Origin of the sequence: Halochromatium salexigens (assembly GCF_016653295.1) — a bacterium.
Classification (GTDB): Bacteria; Pseudomonadota; Gammaproteobacteria; order Chromatiales; family Chromatiaceae; genus Lamprobacter; species Lamprobacter salexigens.
Map to the genome: position 1 here is coordinate 23,756 of NZ_NHSF01000069.1, position 17,259 is coordinate 41,014.

A 17,259-nucleotide genomic window follows, 5' to 3' on the forward strand; every position below is an offset into this window, starting at 1 on the left:
GCTCAAGAGGGCGCCGGCACTGAGGCCGACGCCGGCCAAGCGCTCGGCCATCAGGCCTTGAGCCGGTCCTGACGGGCCGCGCGCGCGGCGAGCGCGATGAAGAGATACGACCAGCCGTTGAAGATCAGCTCGATGGCGATGAACAGCCCGATGATGAACAGGCCCGATTGCGGCCATTCGGCCAGGATCAGGCCGCCGAGGATCAGCGAGATGCCCCCCGAGACCAGCGGCCACCACCAGCCCTTCGCCGGCTTGACCTGAAACGCCATGATCGCGCGTAAGAGGCCGATCGCGATCAGCGTGGCCCCCAACACGAGCGTCAGGGCAACGGCGGTATGCAAAGGCTCCAAGACCATGTAGACGCCGACGGCGACATACAGTAGCGCGATCAGTACATGCCAGACCGTGCTCTTCCAGCCGCTGCATTTGATGACGTCGAGTAATTGAAAGACGCCGCCGACGATCAGCAGTGCCGCAAAGAACACGATCGCGAGCTCGGTCAGCATGAAGGTCATGCCAAGACCGATGGTGCCGAGGATGATCGACAGCAGCCCGAAGGCCAGCAGCCAGCCCCAGTTCTTCTCGAGGTCGCCAAATGGAGGAATGGGTGCCATGGATGGATTCGTGTTCAAGTCGGTCATAGAAGAATCTCCTTTTGTGGTGAGAGGACGGCGCCGTCGATGGTAAGCGATTTGCGCATCCACTGGGTATCGGCTCAGGGCGCATGGTGCCGCAACGATTGCAGCATGGTTTAACCCGTGGAGTACGGTGGAAAGCAACCAGGTTCATGGGAAATGAACCAGCCCTTCTTGCGGTGCTACGCTTGCGGGGAGCGGCGTCGGCCAACAGATGAACCGCCGTTGGGGCAGCTTGAACGGTCGAGACCAAGGCGCTTGGACCTGGCCCAGCGGATGCTTGTAAGGTTGTTCTATCTTGGTCTCGGTCTACGAGGAGCTAGCTTATGACCGCGATGTCCAGCCTTAACGACAGTTTTGAAAAGGTCGCGTCGGTCGACCTCGACCCTACCCGCGAGCGCCTGAGCGAGTTGGAACGCCGCTCGCTGCTCGCGGAGCAAGCGCGCGAGCAAGCCCACATCCTACGCTCTCCGCTGAGCGTGATCGAGTTGGTCTCGGAGACACTGCAGCTCGAACTCGGAGACGACCGGGGGCGTTCGGAGCGGCTGCAGCGGGTGCTTGACGCGGTTTCGACCCTATCGACCAATCTGACCCAAAATGTACGCGCGAATCGCTTCGCCGATGGACCCAAACGTTCAGTGGATGCGGCCTTAATTGCTGCGGACATCGTCATGGCATTTGGAGGCCGTGTCGTCGACCACCCGCTGTCATCCTCGGCGGGGCCGAAGCAAGCGGATGGAGACGGATGGGCCGTGCTGGTCGACGAGCAGGGCTTCGAAGCCGCCTTAGTCCATCTGCTCCGCCTGATCGGGATCGGCAATAATTGCAATGGTGTGTGCGCGCAGCCGCTGCTGTGGATCGAACAGGATCAGAACACCCAGCGACTGCGGTTGCGTTTAACGAGCGAAGGCGGGCCAGAAGTTCCGATACCCCTCGAGCGAGCCGACTACCAGCTGATGTTGAAGGCCGCCGAACGCGCCGCCCGCGACAATGGCGGAGTGCTGGTGCTAGGCGAGGATCACGCGACCTTCGAGCTGCCGCTGGCATCGACGCATGCCGCCGTTTGATTCTGTGGCTGTCTATCGAGAACGTTGGTGCCTGGCGCTCCCCCTGACTGCTCTCCACCGTATGGTAAAGGGAAATGTGGTTTGTCTTGTTTTCTCCGTCATCCGAGCTGCTCGGAGATGCGCTGCCCTGCCTGTTGCAGATCCGCGATCCAGTCCAGCTGCCGACGTTCGATCGGCGCTGAGACCGAGAGGCCACCGGCGACGCGGCCGGTGCTGTCGTAGAGCAGGACGCCGATGCAGCCAACGTCGAGTTCGGCTTCTGCATCGTCGAGCGCGTAGCCTCGGTCAATCGCGTCCAGACAGGCTGCGCGCAGCCGATCGACATCGCTCAGGGTGTTGCGGGTATAGGCTGGCAGGTTAGTGCGCTCGGCATAGGTTCGAATCGCTTCCTCGCCGCCGGCGCCGAGCATCAGCTTGCCGACTGCGGTGACGTGTAAGGGCGCGCGGGCGCCGATGAGCTGCTGCACATGGATCATCCGATTGGGTGTGGCCTTTTCGATATAGACCACCTCATCGCCCTCGCGAATGGTGAGATTGATGCTCTCGCCGAGCTGGTCGCGCAGGGTCTCCATCACCGGGCGTGCGATCGCACGCAGGTCGACATCGCCACGCAGGCGCACCCCAACCTGGAGCAGACGCAGCCCGAGCCGATAGTGGCCAGCGGGGTCGCGCTCGACGAATCCGTTCTGGATCAGCGCGGCGAGGATGCGATGCGTGGTGGAGGCATACAGGCCGGTTTCTGCGGTGAGCACCTTGAGACTGACCGGGTCTGGGTAGCGGGCGATGGCATCGAGTAGTGCTGCTGCGCGATCGATGACCTGGATGCGGGGTGGTGGGGTAGCCATGGTGTTTGATGTCTGAGTGTTTTCCGCATTATGAAAGCTTTCCCTTATTGCGAAAAGAGGCTCTGAGGCTCAATCTATGCCTCAAGCATGCAGAGAGAAACAGGGATAGACCAGGTTTCCGCCGTCCCCGTTTCTCCTTTGATCATCCCACCGCCGAGATGGGCCTGTGGATGAGGGCTCGCCGAAAGACCAACATTGAGGAAATCCGACCATGAGTGCATCCGCTACCGCGACAGCCTCCACTGCCACCAGATCGACCGATCAATCTGCTGCCATCCCCGCCTTCTGTGAGGGGGTGTTGCATTTCGGCCCGCTGAAGGAGGCGTTCGCTGCGCTGTCTGAGCCGGCGGTCGGCGAGGGCGAGACGGCGATCTCGCAGGTCGATGAGGCCGCGGTGTTCCAAACCCGGCTGATTGCAGATGCGCTACGGTATTCGATGCTGCAACTGTGCGCCTCCAAGGAGTCGGGCCATCCAGGCGGCTTCGCGAGCGCGGCCGAGGCGATCGCGGCGCTGATCATGCTCGGGCACAAGAACATCGTCACCGAGGTCGGCCATCATGCACCGGGCTTCTATAGCAGCATGTTCCTGGATGGCTCGCTGGAGGCGATGGGCATCCGCACCATGACGCAGATGCAGGAGCGCTTCCGTGAGCGCGATGGGCTGCTCGGGCATCTGTCCGGGGCCATTCCGGGCCTGCTGGCGCCGGCGGGTCCGCTCGGGCAGGGGCAGCATTTCGCGATGGCCGGGGCCTATCTGAATCGCGACAAGCTGTTCCCCTGCACCATCGGCGATGGCGGCCTCGGCGAGCCCTACATCCTCTCGGCGATGAAGCACTTCCACACCAGCTATCCGGAGGTGACCAATTTCCTGCCGGTGCTGATTTGGAACGGTTATAGCCAGGAGCACCATTCGATGGTGTCGCTGATGGACAACGCGCAGATGACGGCCTACTGGCAGACGCATGGCTTCGAGCGGGTGATCCTGGTCGATGCCAAGGCCTATGACGACGCCGATCAGCCTGAGGCCTATGTCGATAGCACGCTGTTCGGCGAGTCGGCGCGCGCGGCCTTTACGCGGGCGGTGTTGGATGGCATGCGCGAGGCGGCCGACTCGGCGCTGAGTGGCACGCTGACGGCGGTGATCATCAAACAGCTCAAAGGCGCCGGCGTGCATGCGCGCGGGGCCAAGTCGCACAACCTGTACCCAGGTGACAAGCCGGAGAAGCCGAGCATTGCCGAGGCGCTGGAGCGCGGCGCGCTGGCGCCGGAGGCCTGGGCGCTGGTGCGCACCTTGATGGCGCGCGCGGGCGGAGGTCCGGCGGGCCGGGTGGCGGTGACCGAGTCCGAGCGTCCGTTGCCGGAGGTCGGTGAGCTGCCGATGCAGGCGTTTGCGGTCGGCGAGAAGGCGGTGCCCTCGACGGCGATGGCGCAGATGGTGGCGACCCTGGGTGAGCGCGATCCGCTGTTCGTGGTGACCAATGCCGATGGCAACGAGGCCTCGGCGATGAAGGTGATCAATGAGCGGCTGAAGATCCGCCATCCGACCGTCGATGCGCTCTACAACCAGGCGCCAACCGGCCAGGTCTACGAGCCGCTGAGCGAGGATGCCTGTGCCGGCCTGGCCGCGGGGATCGCCTTGTTCGGTGGGCGTTCGCTGTGGCTCTCGTACGAGAGCTTCGCGATCAATGGCTGGCCGATCGTGCAGACGGTGGCGCAGGCGATGGCGGAACTGCGGCGGCGCACGCCGGCGGTGGTGAGCATGTTCACCGCCGGTGCCTTGGAGCAGGGGCGCAATGGCTGGACCCATCAACGCCCTGAGATCGAGAACTATCTCGGTGGGCAGATGCGCAATGGCAACAGCTATCTGCTGTATCCGGCGGATGCGAACATGATGCAGGCGGCCTTTGCTTGGGCGACCTCGCAGTTCAATAAGTGCATCAGCATCGTGGCGAGCAAATCGGCACTGCCGGTGTATACGACGCCGGAGCAGGCTGCGCGGGCGATCGATGAAGGCGCGGTCGCGTTGTACGAATCGCCGGCTGGCGGCGGGGCGTTGGTGGTGTTCGCGGTGACGGGGGATATGGTGCTGTTGCCGGTGTTCGAGGCGAAGGATGCGCTGGAGGCGGCAGGTCATCGGGTGCGGATCGTGGCGGTGGCCAATCCGCGCCGGCTGTATCGGGCGGGTGATGTGGCTTGGGAGCATAGTGCCGAGGCGGATGGGCGGTTCATGGAGGATTTGGCCTTTGCGGATCTGTTTGATGGGGAGGCGTTGGTGGCCGTCAGCGGTGGCGGCACGGTGGCCTTGGAGCCGGTGCTGTTGCGCTCGCGCGCTCGAGCGCGGGATCTGTTCGGCTGGCAGCGGGGGGAGACGACGGCTTCGCCGGCGGAGATCATGGCGTTTAATGGGATCACCGGGGAGGCGTTGGCGGCTCGGGCTGCTGGGTTGATTGGCACCTAAATTGAGACTGACTGGCTCTGGATATGGCTGAACCTGTGACCAAGATTATTGCGATTGATGATGACCCGACCGGCTCGCAGACGGTGCATGGGTGCCTGTTGCTGATGCGCTGGGATGTCGAGACCTTGCTCGAAGCCTTGCGCGATGCGTCGCCGCTGTTCTTTGTGCTGAGTAATACGCGGGGCATGGATGCGTTCTCGGCAGCGGCGGTGACGCGTGAGATCTGTGTAAATCTGCGCGCTGCGTTGGCGCAGATGGAGAAGGCTGGGGAGCCCGTGCAGCCGGTGGTGGTGAGCCGGTCCGATAGCACCTTGCGCGGACATTATCCAGTGGAGACGGATGTGATCGAGGAGGTGCTGGGGCCTTTTGATGCGCATTTTCTGGTGCCGGCGTTCTTCGAGGGCGGACGCTTGACGCGGGATGGGACGCATTATCTGCTGGTGGATGGCGAGCCGGTGCCAGTGCATGAAACGGAGTTTGCGCGGGATTCGGTGTTTGGTTTCAGCACGGCGTTCCTGCCGGACTATGTCGAGGAGAAGACGGCGGGGCGGATTGCTGCGGATGAAGTCGAGCGGTTTTCGCTGGCGGATGTGGGCGGGGCGTTGGAGGGGCGTTTGATTCGCCTGGAGGGGAATCGCTGTTGTGTGGTGGACGCTGAGGAGCAGGCGGATCTGGACGGCTTTGCGCGACAGGTGTTGGCGACGGCGGGGCAGGGCAAGCGGTTTCTGTTTCGCAGTGCAGCGAGTCTGTTGACGGCCCTGGCGGACCTGCCGCCGCAGCCGGTGCCGGCAGCGGAGATGGCGACCTTTGTGCGCGGCGGCCGGCCGGGTGTGGTGCTGATGGGCTCGCATGTGGGTAAGTCGACGCGGCAGTTGGAGCATCTGTTGGCTAAGACGGATGCGGTGGGGCTGGAGATCGATCTGGATCGGCTGGATGACGCTGATGTGCTGGCGGCGGAATTGATCGCTTCAGTGGAAGCGGCAATGCGTGAGGGCCGTGGTGCGGTGCTCTATACCAGCCGCAGCGAGCGGCAGTTTGCGACCAAGGCGGAGCGCTTGGCGTTTGGGGATCGAGTGGCGAATCTGCTGGTGCGCATCGGCCAGCAGCTACCGGCAGATATTGGCTTTCTGATCAGCAAGGGTGGCATCACCTCGAACGATACGCTGAGCAAGGCGCTGGCGTTGCGCACGGCACGGGTGCTTGGGCAGGTTCATGCAGGCTGTTCGGTAGTGCGTTGTCCGGAGGATCATCCGCGTTTTCCGAATCTGCCGGTGGTGATCTTCCCCGGAAATGTGGGGGGGAATGAGACCTTGACGGAGGTGTGTCAGACGCTGACCACACCGGCTGCTGCTTGAATTTGAGCGGTGTATTTGCGCGCCTTGATGCACAGTCCCCCGGCGTTGGGGAGAGTTCTGGAACAAGATCGATCAGTTCGGGGCTCAACCGTGTTAAGTAACATGATACGGCAGTAGCACCCCGAGAAAAGTTAGTGTAAGCAGTTTCAGTAGGTTACGCTACAGCGCAAATGCCTCCTTGCGGAGCCGGCTTTCGCGCGCTATGCTTCGTCGATTAACCTGATAAGAGAGCCGATTCGGAGCAGGCAGGCCATGAAAGAAGGCATCCACCCAGAGTATCAGGACGTTAAAGTCCTTTGCAGTTGTGGTAATACGTTCAACACGCGTTCGACGTTGAAAGACGAATTGCATGTCGAGGTCTGTTCCGCGTGCCATCCGTTCTATACCGGTAAGCAGAAGATCCTCGATACAGGCGGACGGGTCGATAAGTTCCGCCGTAAGTACGGTCGCTGAGGCGCCGCTAACAGTGCCGTCGCGCTAGGATCGATCGCGTCGCCGGCCGTAAGGCGGCGCGCTGTTTACACCTCCGGCGCCGTTGCGCTCGATTCGGCGCTGAAACGCCAACGGAGCGCCATCCATGCCCAATCACCAAAAGCCTGATGCCGACGCCGATCTGAACGCTGCCGCGCTCGCTTACCACGAGACGCCGAGGCCTGGAAAGACCGCGATCGAAATCACCAAGTCAGCGGCCACGCAACGCGATCTCTCGCTTGCCTACACGCCCGGCGTTGCCGAGCCGGTGCGGCGCATCCATGCCAATGCCGAGGATGCCTACCGCTATACCAATCGCGGTAATTTGGTGGCGGTGATCACCGATGGCACCGCCGTGCTCGGTCTCGGTAATGTCGGCGCCCTCGCAGGCAAGCCGGTGATGGAAGGCAAGGCCGTGCTGTTCAAGCGCTTCGCCGATATCGATGTATTTGATATCGAGGTCGATGCCGAGACGCCGGAAGCGTTTATCGAGACGGTGGCGCGGATCGCGCCAACCTTCGGCGGCATCAACCTCGAGGATCTCGCCGCGCCGCATTGCTTCGATGTCGAGCAGGCGCTGATCGAGCGCCTCGATATCCCGGTCTTCCACGACGATCAGCATGGCACCGCGATCATCATCGCCGCCGGTCTGCTCAATGCACTCGAGATGCAAGGTAAGGCGCTGGCCGATGCGCGCATGGTCGTGCTCGGTGCGGGCGCTGCCGGTATCGCCTCGATCAAGCTCTTGATCGAACTGGGTGCAAACCCGGAGAAGATTCTCACCGTCGATCGCAAGGGCGTGATCCATCGCGGGCGTACCGATCTCAATCGGCATAAGACCGAGGTCGCGGTCGAGACCGGCCGGCGCACACTCGCCGATGCCTTCGCGGACGCGAATGTGTTCATCGGGCTGTCGGGGCCGGATCTGGTTAGCACTGAGATGCTTGCATCGATGGCGCCGCAGCCGATTGTCTTCGCGCTCTCAAATCCGGTGCCCGAGATCCGTCCCGAGGTAGCGCTGAAGGTGCGCGATGACCTGATTATGGCTACTGGCCGCTCGGACTATCCGAATCAGGTCAATAATGTGCTGGGCTTTCCGTTCATTTTTCGCGGTGCGCTCGATGTGCGTGCCTCACGCATCAACATGCCGATGTGTATCGCGGCCGTGCATGCGCTCAAGGATCTGACCAAGGAGCCGGTGCCGGCCTCGGTGCTGGAGGCCTATGGCCTCGACGCGCTCAGTCGCGGACCGGATTACATCATCCCCAAGCCGTTGGACCCGCGCTTGCGTGATGCCGTTTCGTCGGCGGTTGCGCGCGCTGCGGTTGCCAGCGGTGTCGCCCGTGAGTGAGCCGGCACCTTTCATGCTATCTGTTTCCCCGTGACCGCTCGGATGGCGGCTGTCGACCTCGAGTAGAATCGGGGGCGGTCGAAGGCAGATCCTGTCATGGCTGCTGTCTGGACCCAAGGTTGGCTCCTCGCCAATGTCCGCCGCCTATTGGGTCAGGACGCATCGCCTTGGTGCGGGCTGCTTCCATCCAGTGCATTAATATCGATCCTTCCAGAGGCCTTAAGGGCCTTTGATCATCAGGCTGATATTCTCCTTGGCCCTTGCCCGGAGACCATGGCTTGGCGTTTGAGAGCGACTGACAGACGGGAGAGACCTCTATGGCCGATCAGATCATTACCCTCACGAATAAGGCGGCCGGTGAAAGCTTCGACTATCCGCTGAAGACAGGTACGCTCGGCCCGGGCGCGTTGGATATCTCCTCGCTGTACCGCGATGCCGGTTTCTTCACCTATGATCCAGGCTTCATGGCCACCGCAAGTTGTCACAGCGCTATCACCTTCATCGATGGCGAGAAGGGCGTGCTGCTCTATCGTGGTTATCCGATCGATCAGTTGGCGACCAAGGCAAGCTTTCTCGAAGTGGCTTACCTGTTGGTTTACGGCGAGTTGCCTAGCGAAGAAGCGTTGAATCATTTCGAGCATCTAATCACCAGTCATACGATGCTCAATGAGAACCTGAAACGGTTCCTCAGCGGTTTCCATTACGATGCCCACCCGATGGCGATCCTCTGTGGGGTGGTCGGCTCCCTATCGGCCTTCTATCATGAATCGATCGACGTCAATGATCCACGCTACCGCGAGGTTTCGGCGCATCGGTTGATCGCGAAGATGCCGACCATCGCCGCCGCAGCCTACAAGCATTTTGTTGGCGAGCCGATCATGTATCCACGCAATGATCTCCGCTATGGCGCGAACTTCCTACACATGATGTTCGCGACTCCTTGCGAGGATTATGAGCCCGGCTTGCTCGCCGAAAAGGCGCTGAACCTGCTGTTCATCCTGCATGCCGACCATGAGCAAAATGCCAGTACTTCGACGGTCCGCCTCGCTGGCAGCTCCGGTGCCAATCCCTTTGCTTGCATCGCCGCTGGTATCGCCTCGCTCTGGGGGCCGGCGCATGGCGGCGCTAATGAGGCGGTGCTCGATATGCTCGAGCAGATCGGCCATGTGAAGAACGTCGCCAAGTACGTGGATAAGGCTAAGGATAAGGATGATCCCTTCCGGCTGATGGGCTTTGGGCATCGGGTCTACAAGCATTATGATCCGCGCGCCAAGATCATCCGCGAGGTCTGCCATCAGGTTCTGGAGGAATTCCCGGGAGCCTCGGATAGCCCCCTGCTCGAGCTGGCGGTGAAGCTCGAGGAAATCGCGCTCAACGATGAATACTTCGTCGAGCGTAAGCTGTATCCGAACGTCGACTTCTACTCCGGTATCATTTATCGGGCGCTGGGCATCCCGCGCAATATGTTCACGGTGATGTTTGCGGTCGCTCGCACCGTCGGCTGGGTCTCGCACTGGATGGAGATGATGAGCGATCCAGCCAACCGCATCGGGCGCCCGCGCCAGATCTACCACGGGCAGGGCGTTCGCGATTACGTGCCGATTTCAAAACGCTAAATCCGCTTGTTCGGGCTCGCGCTCGCTGAGCAGGCGCTCGACAGCCTGGGGGTCAAGGCCGCGCTCCGGGCGCTCCGAGATCGCGCTCAGGGGCGGATTGCGGCGGGCCTGATCCGGGAGCACCACCAACTCGATCGGCACCTCGCCGGCGACGAAGGCGAAGGTCGGATGCGTTTGTCGGCTGCCGTCGGCGTAGCGATGCTGGCTATCGCCGGCCTGCCAGGGAATGCCTGTATCGATCAGTCGGAACACGATCGGGCGGGTATCGTCGGCGAAGAGGTGCAGGCGCACGCCCTGCTCAAGCGATGCCGTGCCCGAGACCGACGATCCAACCAAGCGCGGCTCGAACTCGGCGAAGGTCTGCATCGCGGCTAGCGCCTGCTCGCGCAGCAGGGTGGTGACACGTCGCTGGGTGTGCGGTTGGAAGAGTCGATATTCGCTCTCCAGCGCTGCTTGAATCTCGGCATTGTCCGGCCAACAGCGCTTATTGCTGAAACCGAGCCGCTCGACGGCCTTACGGCGGCCATGATCGAGTTCGACGAGCCCGAGTTCGCGCATGATGCGTGCGGCCTCGCAGGCGAGCTGCCGGCGCTGACTCGCGCAGGCGCCTCGGTTCGCCGGTCTTGTGCTACGTCTGGGGTGGTCTGACGCCGAGCGGGTCGAGCGCGCGCGGCGACCGAGTCGGCTCCCGTTTCGTCTAGGCATGCGATTCTTCGTCGTTAGGATGGCTGGATGCGCGTGGGATGCTTTCTGATATAGTCAGGTCAAGGCTCGGAAATGCGAGGGGGTTGGCCGCCGTTCGCGGCAATGGCCGGCGTGCGATGTTCGGATTTGCTCGCAAACAATCTCCGTTGCTCGGCATCGATATCGGCTCGGCCGCCGTTAAGTTGCTCGAACTCGGACCGGCGGCTGGAAAGGGGCTGAAGCCGTTGCGTGTCGAGGCGCTAGCGCTCGAGCCCCTGCCGTCTGGCGCCGTTGTCGAGAAGAAAATCGCCGATGCGGCTAAGGTTGGCCAGGCCATTACCATAGCGCTGCGGCGTTCCAGGTCCAAGACCAAGCGCGCTGCGGTTGCGGTAGCCGGGTCTGCGGTCATGACGAAGGTCCTCTCACTCGGCGCTGATCTTTCCGATGCCGAGATGGAGGCTCAGATCCAGCTCGAATCGGATCAGTATGTCCCCTATCCCCTGGATGAGGTCAACCTCGACTTCGATGTGATCGGTCCCACGCAAGGCGCGGTCGGGATGGTGGACGTCCTGCTCGCCGCGTCGCGTCGCGAGAATATCGACGATCGGGTCGCGGCGCTCGAGCACGCTGGCCTGAGCGCCGTGATCGTCGACATCGAATCGAATGCGGTCGAAACCGCCTTTAGTGCCTTGCGCGCGCCCTTGGTGCCGGGGCTGGGAACAGCGCCGGGGACAACCCGACTCACCGCGATTGCCGACATCGGCGCCACCACGACCACGCTCCATGTGCTGCGTGCCGGTCAGACGCTCTATACCCGTGAGCAGAGCTTTGGTGGGCAGCAGTTGATCGATGAGGTGCAGCGGTGCGAGGATCTGATGAGGGATCCTAAGAGTGACCAGGGGAGCGAACAGGCATTGGCGCGTCTAGCGGCAGCGCCGCCCACGCGCCAGGCCGAGGTGCTGGCACCGTTTCAAAACGCCTTGGCGCGGCAGTTGGGACGCGCGCTGCAATTCTTCTATTCGACCACCGCGTTCAACAGCGTCGATGAGGTGCTGCTCACTGGCGGCGTGACGCAGGTGCCAGCGCTCGAACGGCCCATTGCTGAAAGCCTGGCCCTGCCGGTGCGGATTGTCGACCCTTTGGCCGAGATGGCCTTGTCCGACGATCTTGATCGTAATCTGGTCCAAAACAATCGTGGCGCGATGCTGATCGCGTTGGGGCTGGCGCTGCGACGGTTTCGCTGATCCTCTCATGGCCCATATCAATCTCCTGCCATGGCGTGAGGCAGCGCGCCGCCGACGCCAGCGTGATCTGGCGATCACAGCCGCGGCTGCGCTTGGCTTGGTCTTACTGATCGGTGTGCTGCTCAAGGTGCAGCTTGAGGCGGTGATCGATGCGCAGCAGGCGCGCAATGCCTTTCTGGAGGCACGGGTTGCGGTTCTCGATCGGCGTCTTCGCGAGATCAACGCACTCGAGCAGAGGAAGGCCGATCTATTGGCGCGGATGGAGGTGATCCAACGCCTGCAGGCGAGCCGCCCGGAGATTGTGCATATGCTTGATCAACTGGTAGATGCGGTGCCAGCCGGCGTCTTCCTGACCCAGCTCAAACAGGAGCAGGGGGAGGTGACCATCGAGGGGCGCGCGCAGTCCAATGCGCATGTCTCGCGCTTGATGCGCACGATTCAGGATTCGGAGTGGATCGGCAGTCCGAATCTGCTGCTGATCGAGAACAAAGATGAGACCGGCACCGGCTTCAGCCATTTTCGCCTAAGCTTCAACCAGCAGCGCCCGCCCTCCGATGCGAGCGAGGATACCGCAGTCGTTGCCGCCGAGAAAGGCTGATGGATCTCAACGCACTCGATGTCAACACGATCGGTGACTGGCCCATGGCTGCCAAGGCCGTGCTCATCGCCATGGGTTGCGGATTGGTCGGTGTTGGGTGGTATCAGTTCGTGACGAGTGATCAGCTCGAACGCTTGAGCGGCGCGCGGCAGCAGGAGCTGGAACTGAAGCAGCGCCTCGAGCGGAAACAGCCCAAGGCGGCTAACCTGGAGGCGTATCGGCAGCAGCTGGCCGAGATGGAGGTATCGTTCGGCAACCTGCTACGCCAGCTCCCCGATGAGACCGAGGTCGCGTCGTTGCTGGTGGATGTGTCGCGGACCGGGCGAGCGGCCGGGCTCGAATTCGAGCTGTTCCAGCCGTCGGCGGAGGCCACCCAGGATTTTTACGCGGAACGGCCGATTCGCGTCCGTGTGAGCGGCCGTTATCATGAGTTTGCTACGTTCATCAGTGGCCTGGCCTCGCTGCCGCGGATCGTCACGGTGCACAATATCCAGATCGAGCACACCAAGAGGCCGGGCGGAGCCATGGGAGTGATGAGCCTGAGCGCGACCGTGCAGACCTATCGTTACCTTGGTGGGCCCGGGGCAGGATGAGCAGTCGAGTGCCGAATATCGAGCGGCCCGTGCTGGGGGGCGTGGTAGCGATCCTGCTGACGGGCTGCGCTGATTCCGGGCTTTCGGAGCTTGCGTCCTATGCCGAACGGGTCATGGCGCGCTCCCCGAGATCGCTCGATCCGACCCCGGTGATCAGGCAGGTGGATCGCTTCGTCTATCGAGCAGGCGATCGACGCGATCCGTTCGTGATGGATGACCAAGCCGCTGAGCACGCGGCTGAACAGGCCGTTAAAGTGGCTCAGGAAAGTCGCCCCAGTGGCCTCTCACCGGACCCGCTGCGGCCCAAAGAACCGTTGGAGGACTATCCGCTCGCTGCGTTGCGCATGGTCGGTACCCTAGAGCAGTATGGGACGCGCTGGGCTCTGATCACCAGCCCTGAAGGGACGCTGCATCGCGTGCGCGAGGGGCAGCATCTTGGGCGCAACAACGGCCGGATCACCCGCATCGAGCCGACTGAGCTGATGCTGACGGAGGTGGTTGAAAAACAGCCCGGGCAATGGGCGCGGCGGCGGGCATCGTTGGCACTCAACCAATAGGCGGCAGCGATCATGACACGCTTGAGAGTCTGGATCAGGAGATTGCTCGCATGCGGTGAGGCGCGGCGATTGCCGCGACTGATCTCGATCCTGGCGTGTCTGGGGGCGGCCCTGGGGTCGGCCTCGGCTTCGGGTGCGAGCCTCGAGACGGCTGAATTCGCGGCGTTGCCCGGCGATCGCATCGAGATCGATCTGGTGTTCTCCGAGGCGCCACCCGCGCCGCGCGATTTCGCGACCGAGAACCCGGCGCGGATCGCGATCGATTTCCCCGATGTCTCGAGCCAGCTCGGCCGTAAGCCGCTTCCGATCGGGCTCGGCGCCGCACAGAGTCTGCTGGCGATCGAGGCTGGTGACCGCACGCGGGTCGTGATCAACCTGGATGCGAGCGTACCTTACCGGATCGATCGCCAGGGCAAGCGGGTGCGTGTGGCATTGAACCCGGAGCGAGCCGCGCCAAGGGCTCGGGTCGGCGACGCGCCCGAGCCGCCAAGCCGGAGCCCGGCGGCTTCTGGTGCCGGTGATCGCCTGTCGCTCAATTTTCAAGACATCGAGGTGCGAGCGGTACTCCAGCTGCTCGCCGACTTCACTGGCTTGAATCTCGTGGCGAGTGATAGCGTGAGCGGCAGTATCACGCTGCGCCTGCGTGATGTGCCTTGGGACCAGGCCCTGGAGATCATCTTGAAGACCAAGGGGCTGTCGATGCGACAGACAGGGAATGTCATCATGGTGGCGCCCTCCGAGGAGCTGGCGGCGCGTGAACTGTTGGCGCTCGAGACGCGCCAGCAGCTCCAGGCATTGACGCCGATGCGAACGGAGCTCATCCAGATCCATTATGCAAAAGCCGAGGAGATCGTCGAGTTATTGCAGGGGCATCGCGAGGCGGTGGCCGAGATCTCCGCAGCCGGCACGCACGACAGCGACCCGTTGCTGTCCGCAGACGCCCAGGCCCCGGTCTTGTCGCGGCGCGGCACGGTGAGCTTCGATCAGCGCACCAACGCCCTGATCATTCAGGATACCGCCGAGCGCATCCGCGCGATTCGCGCCCTGATCGCCAGGCTCGATGTCCCGGTGCGGCAGGTGCTGATCGAGTCGCGCGTGGTGATCGCCAACGACAACTTTGCCCGCGATCTCGGTGTGCGCTTCGGCGCGAGTGGCTCGACCGGCGCCCTGGGTCGCAATGAGCTGCTGGTGGGCGGCGCTCAGGCCAACGATGGGGTTGGAATGGGGCCCTACGGTTTTTTTGATACGGGCCCATTTGGACGAGATGGCCAAGGCGAGCGCTTCAATTCGACCTTGACCGGAGGCGCGGGCGCCCCGAATCTGTGGGTCAACCTGCCAGTCCAGAACCCTGCCGGCGCGATCGATTTCCTGCTCGGCAAGGTCGGCTCGCACCTGATCACGCTCGAGCTTTCGGCCATGCAGCGCGAAGGGCGCGGCGAGATCATTTCGAGTCCCAGGGTGGTCACCGCCGATCAAACGCCGGCGATCATCGAGGTCGGGCAGGATATCCCGGTGGTGACGCCGGCGACGGATGAGTCGCCAGCCACGGTGCGCTATGAGCCGGCAACACTCAAGCTCAATGTCACGCCGCATATCACGCCCGATGATCGCGTGATCATGGCCTTGGAGGTCAACAAGGACGAGGCCGATTTCACTTTCACGGTCAATGGCAATCCGTTGCGCAACAGGCGCGCCGTGAGCACCTCGGTGCTGGTCGATAACGGCGAGACCATCGTGCTCGGTGGGGTCTTCGAGGGGCAGAAGAGCTTCAATGTCGACAAAGTGCCCTGGCTGGGGGATCTGCCCGTGCTCGGGCGCCTCTTCAAGACGACCTCGCGGCAGAACTCGAACCAGGAGCTGCTGATCTTCGTGACGCCGAAGATCCTCGACGCCGACCTTGAGATCCGCTGATCCGCCCGGCGCCGTTTGCCCCCTGCGAGAGGACCCGTTGCGGTCGGCGGCTTGCTAGCGCCCGGCAAATCTGGCATACCTAGTGACTATGATCAGACCACCTAACATTTTTCTCGTCGGTCCCATGGGCGCCGGCAAGAGCACCGTCGGCCGGCAACTGGCCGAGGCGCTGGGTTACGAGTTCCGCGACAGCGATCAGGAGATCCAGCGCCGCACCGGCGTGGATATCCCGACCATCTTCGAGTTCGAGGGCGAGGAAGGCTTCCGCAAGCGCGAGCGGGGCGTCGTCGAGGAGCTGGCGCAGGAAGACGGCATCGTGCTCGCCACCGGCGGCGGCGTCGTGTTGACGCCCGAGAATCGCCAGCAGTTGGCGGCGCGCGGCTTCGTGATCTATCTGCACTGCAGCCCGGAGCAACAGTTCGCGCGCACCGCGCGCGATCGCGGCCGCCCGCTCATCGACACCGATGATCCGCAACAGCGGCTGCGCGACCTGATGGCCGAGCGCGAGCCGATCTATCGCCAGGTCGCCGATATGGTGGTCTCGACCGAGCGGCGCGGGACCGTCTCGGTGGTCAAGGAGATCCGCCGCCGGCTCGAGAGCGAGGAACTCTGATGTCGGCGCTCGGACCGATCCCGGCGGCGGTGGCCGAGCGCCAGCGGCTCGACGTCGACCTGGGTGAGCGCGGCTATCCGATCGTCATCGGTCGTGGGCTGCTCTCCGATCCCGACTGCTATCGCCCGTTTGTCGTCGGCAAGCGGGTGATGATCGTCTCCAACGAGACGGTCGCGCCGCTCTATCTGGAGGCGCTGCGCGCGGGCTTGGCCGCGTTCGAGATCGAGCAGGTGATCCTGCCCGATGGTGAGTGCTACAAGGATCTGGCGACGCTCAACCGCATCTTTGACGCGCTGCTCGAGCGCCGCTGTGGCCGCGATACCACCTTGATCGCGCTCGGTGGTGGGGTGATCGGCGATATGGCGGGATTTGCCGCTGCCTGCTATCAGCGTGGCGTGCCGTTCATCCAGGTGCCGACGACCTTGCTGGCGCAGGTCGATTCATCGGTCGGCGGCAAGACCGGCGTCAATCATCCGGCCGGCAAGAACATGATCGGCGCCTTCCATCAGCCGCGCGCGGTGATCGCCGATACCGCCACACTCGCGACCTTGCCCGCGCGCGAACTCTCGGCCGGTTTGGCCGAGGTGGTCAAGTACGGCCTGATCGCCGATCGGCCCTTTTTCGACTGGCTCGAGGACCGGGTGCCGGCCTTGCGGGCACTGGAGCCGGCGGCCTTGGCGACGGCGATCGCCCGTTCCTGCCAGAACAAGGCCCGCATCGTCGCTGCCGACGAGCGTGAAGCGGGCCAGCGCGCCCTGCTCAACCTCGGCCACAGCTTTGGCCATGCGATCGAGGCCGGGACCGGCTACGGTACCTGGCTGCACGGCGAGGCCGTTGGCACGGGGTTGGTGATGGCGGCGCAGCTCTCCGCGCGCCTGGGCTGGCTCGAGGCGACCGCCGTGGCGCGCATCCGGGCACTGGTCGCGTCTTGCGGTTTGCCGACCCAGCCGCCCACGAGCCTGAGCAGCGCGCGCTGGCTCGAGTTGATGGCCGTCGATAAGAAGGTGCAAGCAGGCCGTTTGCGTCTGGTCTTGCTGAAAGGGATCGGTGAGGCGGTCCTGACCGCCGACGTCGACCCCGCGTTGCTGCGCGCCAGCATCGCCTCGGCACAGGCCGGCACGGAATGAGAGGCGTCCCCCGCTTTCTGCAATCGCATGGCATAGCGGCTGCAACCACAGTATGATTCGCGGTTCGCTATTCGTAGCGCCGAATCACCATCTAATCCAAACCGGAACTTCCCCGACGGTAAAAGGCACTGAGG

16 protein-coding genes are annotated in these 17,259 nt (G+C 63.2%); 13 read left to right on the forward strand and 3 right to left on the reverse strand.

The window, feature by feature from the left end:
* Positions 1-50 precede the first annotated feature (50 nt).
* Complete coding sequence (locus CCR82_RS14800) at positions 51-641, reverse strand: HdeD family acid-resistance protein (RefSeq protein WP_201246577.1); 591 nt, start codon at positions 639-641, stop codon at positions 51-53.
* A gap of 320 nt (positions 642-961) precedes the next feature.
* Between CCR82_RS14800 and CCR82_RS14805 the strand changes: the two genes are divergently transcribed.
* Positions 962-1,702, forward strand: coding sequence for a histidine kinase (locus CCR82_RS14805; protein WP_201246578.1), 741 nt, complete (start codon positions 962-964; stop codon positions 1,700-1,702).
* Between the two features lie 98 nt (positions 1,703-1,800).
* Here the strand turns inward: CCR82_RS14805 and CCR82_RS14810 are convergent, their stop codons facing one another.
* Complete coding sequence (locus tag CCR82_RS14810) at positions 1,801-2,547, reverse strand: IclR family transcriptional regulator (RefSeq protein WP_201246579.1); 747 nt, start codon at positions 2,545-2,547, stop codon at positions 1,801-1,803.
* A gap of 211 nt (positions 2,548-2,758) precedes the next feature.
* Here CCR82_RS14810 and CCR82_RS14815 point away from each other — a divergent pair, with 211 nt between their 5' ends.
* The 5 genes from CCR82_RS14815 to CCR82_RS14835 all read left to right on the forward strand — a co-directional run bounded on the left by CCR82_RS14815 (position 2,759) and on the right by CCR82_RS14835 (position 9,798).
* Positions 2,759-5,005: a phosphoketolase family protein gene (locus CCR82_RS14815; protein ID WP_201246580.1), complete on the forward strand. Its 2,247-nt coding sequence runs from the start codon at positions 2,759-2,761 to the stop codon at positions 5,003-5,005.
* 23 nt (positions 5,006-5,028) lie between these two features.
* Positions 5,029-6,360, forward strand: coding sequence for a four-carbon acid sugar kinase family protein (locus tag CCR82_RS14820; RefSeq protein WP_201246581.1), 1,332 nt, complete (start codon positions 5,029-5,031; stop codon positions 6,358-6,360).
* A 252-nt stretch (positions 6,361-6,612) separates the two neighbouring features.
* On the forward strand, positions 6,613-6,813 hold the full coding sequence (rpmE, locus tag CCR82_RS14825) for a 50S ribosomal protein L31 (protein ID WP_201246582.1): 201 nt from the start codon (positions 6,613-6,615) through the stop codon (positions 6,811-6,813).
* Between the two features lie 124 nt (positions 6,814-6,937).
* Complete coding sequence (locus CCR82_RS14830) at positions 6,938-8,182, forward strand: malic enzyme-like NAD(P)-binding protein (RefSeq protein ID WP_201246583.1); 1,245 nt, start codon at positions 6,938-6,940, stop codon at positions 8,180-8,182.
* 317 nt (positions 8,183-8,499) lie between these two features.
* Positions 8,500-9,798, forward strand: coding sequence for a citrate synthase (locus CCR82_RS14835; protein WP_201246584.1), 1,299 nt, complete (start codon positions 8,500-8,502; stop codon positions 9,796-9,798).
* Here CCR82_RS14835 and CCR82_RS14840 read toward each other — a convergent pair.
* Complete coding sequence (locus tag CCR82_RS14840) at positions 9,787-10,503, reverse strand: hypothetical protein (protein WP_207191013.1); 717 nt, start codon at positions 10,501-10,503, stop codon at positions 9,787-9,789. The genes CCR82_RS14835 and CCR82_RS14840 overlap by 12 nt on opposite strands.
* 116 nt (positions 10,504-10,619) lie before the next feature.
* Here CCR82_RS14840 and pilM point away from each other — a divergent pair, with 116 nt between their 5' ends.
* The 7 genes from pilM (at position 10,620) to aroB (ending at position 17,125) form a co-directional block, all read left to right on the forward strand.
* A complete protein-coding gene (gene pilM, locus CCR82_RS14845) occupies positions 10,620-11,726 on the forward strand; it encodes a type IV pilus assembly protein PilM (RefSeq protein WP_201246585.1) in 1,107 nt (368 codons plus the stop codon).
* A gap of 7 nt (positions 11,727-11,733) precedes the next feature.
* Positions 11,734-12,324 carry a PilN domain-containing protein gene (locus CCR82_RS14850; protein ID WP_201246586.1) on the forward strand — a complete coding sequence of 197 codons (591 nt, stop codon included), beginning with the start codon at positions 11,734-11,736 and terminating at the stop codon, positions 12,322-12,324.
* A complete protein-coding gene (gene pilO / locus CCR82_RS14855; RefSeq protein ID WP_201246587.1) occupies positions 12,324-12,917 on the forward strand; it encodes a type IV pilus inner membrane component PilO in 594 nt (197 codons plus the stop codon). Before CCR82_RS14850 ends, pilO begins: the two co-directional genes overlap by 1 nt.
* 8 nt (positions 12,918-12,925) lie before the next feature.
* On the forward strand, positions 12,926-13,474 hold the full coding sequence (locus tag CCR82_RS14860) for a pilus assembly protein PilP (protein WP_338073185.1): 549 nt from the start codon (positions 12,926-12,928) through the stop codon (positions 13,472-13,474).
* 12 nt (positions 13,475-13,486) lie between these two features.
* Positions 13,487-15,385, forward strand: a complete 1,899-nt coding sequence (locus tag CCR82_RS14865) for a type IV pilus secretin PilQ (RefSeq protein WP_201246589.1) — start codon at positions 13,487-13,489, stop codon at positions 15,383-15,385.
* Between the two features lie 88 nt (positions 15,386-15,473).
* Complete coding sequence (aroK, locus tag CCR82_RS14870) at positions 15,474-15,998, forward strand: shikimate kinase AroK (RefSeq protein WP_201246590.1); 525 nt, start codon at positions 15,474-15,476, stop codon at positions 15,996-15,998.
* Positions 15,998-17,125 carry a 3-dehydroquinate synthase gene (gene aroB, locus CCR82_RS14875; RefSeq protein WP_201246591.1) on the forward strand — a complete coding sequence of 376 codons (1,128 nt, stop codon included), beginning with the start codon at positions 15,998-16,000 and terminating at the stop codon, positions 17,123-17,125. The genes aroK and aroB overlap by 1 nt, the downstream gene beginning before the upstream one ends.
* Positions 17,126-17,259: the final 134 nt, after the last annotated feature.